The following is a 5,582-nucleotide window of genomic DNA, read 5'->3' on the forward strand; positions in this document are numbered from 1 at the left end:
CGTTCCCATGCCGAACACGGAAGTTAAGCGCTTCAGCGCCGAAAGTAGTTGGGGGTCTCCCCCTGTGAGGATAGGACGCTGCCAGGCAAGATCGTTCCGCAATAGCTCAGTGGTAGAGCAACCGGCTGTTAACCGGTAGGTCGTAGGTTCAAATCCTACTTGCGGAGCCACTTTTCTCTTTTTGGAGAGCTGTCCGAGTGGCCGAAGGAGCACGATTGGAATTCGTGTAGGCGGCAAAACCGTCTCAAGGGTTCGAATCCCTTGCTCTCCGCCAGTTTTTCAATCCAAGTATGGCCCGTTGGTCAAGCGGTTAAGACACCGCCCTTTCACGGCGGTAACACGGGTTCGAATCCCGTACGGGTCACCATTTAAAGTTTTATATCGTCGCGGGGTGGAGCAGTCTGGTAGCTCGTCGGGCTCATAACCCGAAGGTCGTTGGTTCAAATCCAGCCCCCGCAATTATCAGTGGTCCTGTGGTGTAGTGGTTAACATGCCTGCCTGTCACGCAGGAGATCGCGGGTTCGAATCCCGTCAGGACCGCCATTTTTTTAATTAAATTACTACATACATGGCTTTGTAGCTCAGTTGGTAGAGCAAAGGACTGAAAATCCTTGTGTCGGCGGTTCGATTCCGTCCAAAGCCACCATGTGGGGGGGTAGCGAAGTGGCTAAACGCGGCGGACTGTAAATCCGCTCCCTCGGGTTCGGCGGTTCGAATCCGCCCCCCCCCACCACTTAGGGGCATAGTTTAGCGGTAGAACTACGGTCTCCAAAACCGTCAGCGCGGGTTCGATTCCTGCTGCCCCTGCTTCTTAATATCATTATGGCGATTGTGGCGAAGTGGTTAACGCACCGGATTGTGATTCCGGCATTCGAGGGTTCAATTCCCTTCAGTCGCCCCATTTTATTGGGCTGTAGCCAAGTGGTAAGGCATCGGATTTTGATTCCGACATGCGTAGGTTCGATCCCTTCCAGCCCAGCCATTATGCGGAAGTAGTTCAGTGGTAGAATACGACCTTGCCAAGGTCGGGGTCGCGGGTTCGAATCCCGTCTTCCGCTCCATTCAATTTGGCGCCATAGCCAAGTGGTAAGGCAGAGGACTGCAACTCCTCTATCGTCGGTTCGATTCCGACTGGCGCCTCCAACATAATATGCCGGTGTGGCGGAATTGGTAGACGCGCACGACTCAAAATCGTGTTCCTCTGGAGTGTCGGTTCGACTCCGACCACCGGTATCCGTAGATCCTAGCTGAGGCTAGGGTCTTTTTTTGTGTGTAAAAGTTTAGAAATAAAGGGAAGTGAGCGATGCGTAAGGAATAAGCAAGAAGTGTACGATTGATGCTGACCGTGCTTATGTTGAATCAGATTCAGCATACGGAGAACTCGAGACAGCGTTCTTGAATTCTGAAAATGTAGATGTCTATCTTGAAATGCCATCGGGCAAACGTTATGAAGGTAACTGTACAATCACAGACTTTTCGCTCGATCTTCAATACGATGATCTCGTAACGTACTCAATCTCGCTTCAAGGTAACGGTCCATTGAAGATTATTCTAGAGAGTAATCAGACTGAAGCAATCACTTCAAATGAGATAGAAATGTGAATGGGAGCATCAACTAACACAATGAACATCATCATGAAGTTGCAGTCATTGACTGCACTTCGTCATGATCTAGGTGAAGAGTTATTTAGACGATCAGTTGCAGGTCTGTACACAAAACATATAGTCAGTAAGGTGAGAGAACGAGAGATGGACATTGATCGAAGTGATCTACTCTCATGGATCAACTTAATGATGGTGAGCTTCCAATGTGAAGAAGTATCATATGGCTTTCTTCGTCAGTACATCTGACTGATGAAGATACGCCCTACATAATTTGAAAAAAAATAGAGTAAGGGATGAAATAACGTGTGAAGGAGATAACTTATCACCGGTACCTAAACTCCTATTTGATGGTGAGAATCAATTTAATTACATATTTTTCTAAATCCTTTATCTATAGTACAATTAAGGTATTATAAAGACACTATACCTCGATGAAGGGATTCATTCACTGTGGAAAAATTAAAGCCGATTTTTGACCGAATGTTTGCAAGTAAAGTGCCTAATCAAATGTTAGAAAAATCAAATAAAGAATTTTTTAAAGAAATGCAAAATAGACAGGGTACACAAGTTGAGACATCATTACCGCCGAGAGAACAACTAAGAAAGCTTTTTGGTAAGGAAGAAGAACAGTTCTCTTCTCGAATTGGAGCACATCCGGATTTCGGAGCATTAAAAGACGATGAATTTAAAAATCAATATATCTGTTCATTATTTCTTGATATATCAGGATCAACTAAACTGGGATTAAAATTTCCACTAGATACTGTTAGATTCTATAAGAAAGCAATCTTACAGTCAGCTATCGAGATATTTCAAGTCTTTGATGGACATATTCATAGATTGCAAGGGGACGCCGTCTTCGCATTTTTTGGACATAAAGGAATGAAAAAATCTGATGCAATAATTAATGCCTTAAATGCCGCATCTTTGATGCAGTCATATAATAAAAACACACTCTCAGATTTTTTTGAAGATGCCGGATTAGAGCCTCTAAAGATTAGAATAGGTATCGATATAGGAGACGATCATCAGGTTTTATGGTCTTCTTACGGTATAGGGGAAATAACCGAAGTTACAGCGACCAGTATACATACCGATTTAGCGGCAAAACTTCAGCACAAGGCACCTGCAAATAGTATAATGATCGGTGAAAATATTTGGTCTTATTTAGATTTGTCTGATGAGTTCTTACAGATTAAGACGTACATTAAAGAAGGAGAAGAAAAAACCGATAAATACATTCTTCAAGATGGTAGGTTGAAAGCATATTATCAAATGAAACTCTTTAAGTGGTCAGAATATCTGAACTCATTTTCTTTTTTGCCAAAAGACCAAAAAAAACTTTTAAGATCGCCTGAACACTTTGAAATTGTGGCTCGCGTAGCTGATAAATCTGGAGAATTTAAAGAATTAAAAAGCAATACAAAATCTTTAGATAAAAATTGTAAATTAGAATTTGAACTTGTGTTAAAAAAACATAGTGTTTTGGGTATGTTAAGTCCTAGCAGATATAAGTGGAGAGTTATAAACAGTGGGAAGGAAGCGGCTGCTTCTGAAAGTGGTTTATGTTTCGAGATGGAGAATTATGAAAATAAGCTCAGATGTGATCAAGCAACAGCATATACAGGTCATCACTTTATGGAGTGCGTAATAATGAATAAAAATGGGCTAGAAATAGGAAAAGATCGATTCGGAATATTTGTAAATGATGAAACATTCGAAATGAAAAACCTTTTTAACATTGATGGTGTAAAATGAGGACCTTAAAGTCCTCATTTTATTTCTATTAAAAACCAGCATAATGTTGTGAGTAATGCACCAACAATTAAGTACCAAAATCCAACTCGGAGATTTATATACTTTTTTGCGCAAACTTTTGATAAAGCATGATTTTGTTTAGCCATATCATTAACAAAAGTAGAGTAATCAACCAAGTCTAGTTTCTGAATATATTTATCAGCATCATTAAATGCACTTATACCTCCCCATGACATGTAGTAATCGGTTTCCAAACTATATCTTGGCCAAAGAACTTTTAGTAACAAGTAATAGCAAGATACTACCAGGGATATTAAACCTAAAATAAGAAAAAGAATCAAAAGGGTTTCTGTATTATATTGAAATGTAGATATAGCGATGTATTCTTTTTCATATTTAAAAATAATGGTAAAAATTGAAGTGTTATAAGCAATAGTAAACGATGATATAATACTATAAAAAAACAAAAACAAGTATGAACCAACAGAAGAGAAATTCAAAAATGAAGCGTTCTTTTGAATTTGTTCTCCTATAAAATTAAAAATAAAAAAATGTATTAAAAGTGTTAGAACCACCACAGATATAGCTATTACTAAAAGCAATTGAACATCACTTCTTAGGAACAAAGACCAAAAATCTGTGTTTTTTAACTGTTGACCATAAAAACCTAGCATTAATAAGTTTGCTCCCAGAGCAACACCCGCTTTAGCATCGGCAAATTTGATATAGTCGTTAATATAGATAAGGTTGTGTTTATGGTAGTCGTATAACACACGTTCTTTTTCTAGAAGTTCTCTATCCATTGATAATTCCCCCGTAATAATATTCAGCAGTCCAAAGATTATCGCAAAGGCTAGATGGTAGTGGGAATGATTGAAGCCCAATTTGTGCTCCACTTATTCGGACTGAAGTTTTACATGTTTCATCCATTGCAAGATTAAACATAGATCCCTTTAAACAATTTTCTAATTTGTGAGCAACATTAACGGCATTACCTATAGAAATTATTTCTTTGTGAGATTCATTACCGAATTTAGTAATTATAGTGTCAGTCCCGTATGCCATTGTAAATCGATATTCTTGAGGTCTCATTGCATAATTTTGTCGAAGAGTACGGTCCATTTCTTTGATGGCATCAAAAGCAGAGATGATTGATTGGTATGTATTATCGTTAACAGTAGGAAAATGCATGCTAATACCATCGCCAGGAAATTTTTCTATAACACCATTATTTGCATAGATGATGTCACTTAAAACTCTAAATATTTGTTGAGATTCTACAGCAAAAGATGTGGCACCTCTACGCCGAATACTTTTAGAAGAATCAGCCAAATCAAATACAACTGTGGTAGCCGGGAAAGCTAACGCATTGCCTTGAAAGTCGCCTCCTATATCCCGAGTCGAAAAATGTTCTAATAATTGTGTCAGAGTGAGATCTTCATCTGATATGTGTAAGCGTGTCATGTAAAGTACCTTCCTTTCAAATTTCACAGATAATTGTTTTTAACTTATGTACTTCATTCTTTTAATTAATCTACCACAATTCAAATTTGTATTGGAAAAAGTTTGTAGATAGTTACTTACTGTATAGTATAAACAAGAAATCAAACAAAAAGTTAGATGATATTTCTGTTTCCACTCCCCTGAAAAGTGATGGAGTTTTTTTGTGTTTAAATTTACATATTGCAAATGTTCGATATAACTGGAGAGAAGTTGATGACAATACAAATAAAACATCAATTTTATTTCTTCTATATATAGGGTACTAATTCAAGAAGTTATTTAAGAAGTTATTTAATTTTCTATATAAGAAATTGGATAACTTCTTATTTAATTGAAAAAATGATTGAAAGTATTAAATAAGAAAATCAATAAATCGGACAGAAAGTTGCAAATATTGTGTTTCCAAGTAAAGAAAGTCTCGAACAATATCTTAAAGAGAAAATGACAAATGAGGACATCGCAAAAATATATGGATTGTCGTTTCAGAAAGTAATTGGTTTAATAAAGAAGTATCAACTTGATCCCAATGAGCTACGACAAACGAATCAATATATCGTTTATCTTCACCGAGAGGATGGAGAAGTCGTTTATGTTGGTAGTGGTGTTTGGTATCGAATGAGAAGATATACTGTATTTTGCAATACAAATGTGCACAATAATGCAACGAAAAGTACAGAACTTTGCCAGCTGGGTTTTAGTGTTTCGACAACGCATGC

General features: G+C 37.9%; 4 protein-coding genes, 13 tRNA genes, 1 rRNA gene and 1 pseudogene. 17 read left to right on the forward strand and 2 right to left on the reverse strand.

All coding sequences use genetic code 11. The annotated features are described in order from the left end of the window. The 16 genes from rrf to KNP78_RS15455 all read left to right on the forward strand — a co-directional run. A 5S ribosomal RNA gene (rrf, locus tag KNP78_RS15380) occupies positions 1-87 on the forward strand; the annotation flags it as partial. Positions 88-95: 8 nt separating this feature from the next. Further along, positions 96-170, forward strand: a tRNA-Asn gene (locus tag KNP78_RS15385). 13 nt (positions 171-183) lie between these two features. Further along, positions 184-274 (forward strand) — tRNA-Ser (locus tag KNP78_RS15390). 18 nt (positions 275-292) lie between these two features. Further along, positions 293-367 (forward strand) — tRNA-Glu (locus KNP78_RS15395). Positions 368-385: 18 nt separating this feature from the next. After that, positions 386-459 (forward strand) — tRNA-Met (locus KNP78_RS15400). Positions 460-467: 8 nt separating this feature from the next. Beyond that, positions 468-543: transfer RNA gene (locus tag KNP78_RS15405), tRNA-Asp, on the forward strand. 27 nt (positions 544-570) lie between these two features. After that, a tRNA-Phe gene (locus KNP78_RS15410) sits at positions 571-646 on the forward strand. A 3-nt stretch (positions 647-649) separates the two neighbouring features. Then, positions 650-733 (forward strand) — tRNA-Tyr (locus KNP78_RS15415). Positions 734-736: 3 nt separating this feature from the next. Further along, a tRNA-Trp gene (locus tag KNP78_RS15420) sits at positions 737-807 on the forward strand. A gap of 18 nt (positions 808-825) precedes the next feature. Further along, a tRNA-His gene (locus tag KNP78_RS15425) sits at positions 826-901 on the forward strand. Between the two features lie 6 nt (positions 902-907). Then, a tRNA-Gln gene (locus tag KNP78_RS15430) sits at positions 908-982 on the forward strand. A 4-nt stretch (positions 983-986) separates the two neighbouring features. Then, positions 987-1,061: transfer RNA gene (locus KNP78_RS15435), tRNA-Gly, on the forward strand. Between the two features lie 8 nt (positions 1,062-1,069). Continuing rightward, positions 1,070-1,143: transfer RNA gene (locus KNP78_RS15440), tRNA-Cys, on the forward strand. 9 nt (positions 1,144-1,152) lie between these two features. Continuing rightward, positions 1,153-1,233 (forward strand) — tRNA-Leu (locus KNP78_RS15445). 81 nt (positions 1,234-1,314) lie between these two features. Beyond that, positions 1,315-1,602, forward strand: coding sequence for a phage tail tube protein (locus tag KNP78_RS15840; protein WP_214825418.1), 288 nt, complete (start codon positions 1,315-1,317; stop codon positions 1,600-1,602). Between the two features lie 453 nt (positions 1,603-2,055). After that, positions 2,056-3,363, forward strand: a complete 1,308-nt coding sequence (locus tag KNP78_RS15455; protein WP_214825409.1) for a nucleotide-binding domain-containing protein — start codon at positions 2,056-2,058, stop codon at positions 3,361-3,363. Positions 3,364-3,377: 14 nt separating this feature from the next. Here KNP78_RS15455 and KNP78_RS15460 read toward each other — a convergent pair whose 3' ends face one another. Both KNP78_RS15460 and KNP78_RS15465 read right to left on the reverse strand, forming a co-directional pair. After that, positions 3,378-4,166 carry a Pycsar system effector family protein gene (locus KNP78_RS15460; protein WP_214825412.1) on the reverse strand — a complete coding sequence of 263 codons (789 nt, stop codon included), beginning with the start codon at positions 4,164-4,166 and terminating at the stop codon, positions 3,378-3,380. Next, positions 4,159-4,827, reverse strand: coding sequence for a nucleotidyl cyclase domain-containing protein (locus KNP78_RS15465; protein ID WP_214825415.1), 669 nt, complete (start codon positions 4,825-4,827; stop codon positions 4,159-4,161). Before KNP78_RS15465 ends, KNP78_RS15460 begins: the two co-directional genes overlap by 8 nt. 435 nt (positions 4,828-5,262) lie before the next feature. On the opposite strand from KNP78_RS15465, the pseudogene KNP78_RS15470 reads away from it, so the two are divergent. After that, positions 5,263-5,582: pseudogene (locus tag KNP78_RS15470) on the forward strand (hypothetical protein); the annotation flags it as partial.

Source organism: Exiguobacterium sp. s28 (assembly GCF_018618135.1).
Lineage (GTDB): Bacteria > Bacillota > Bacilli > Exiguobacteriales > Exiguobacteriaceae > Exiguobacterium > Exiguobacterium mexicanum_A.

Bases quoted from the DNA above. Each gene is read 5' to 3' on its own strand.
- KNP78_RS15460 (WP_214825412.1), bottom strand. From the start codon at position 4,166: ATGGATAGAGAACTTCTAGAAAAAGAACGTGTGTTATACGACTACCAT.
- KNP78_RS15465 (WP_214825415.1), bottom strand. From the start codon at position 4,827: ATGACACGCTTACACATATCAGATGAAGATCTCACTCTGACACAATTA.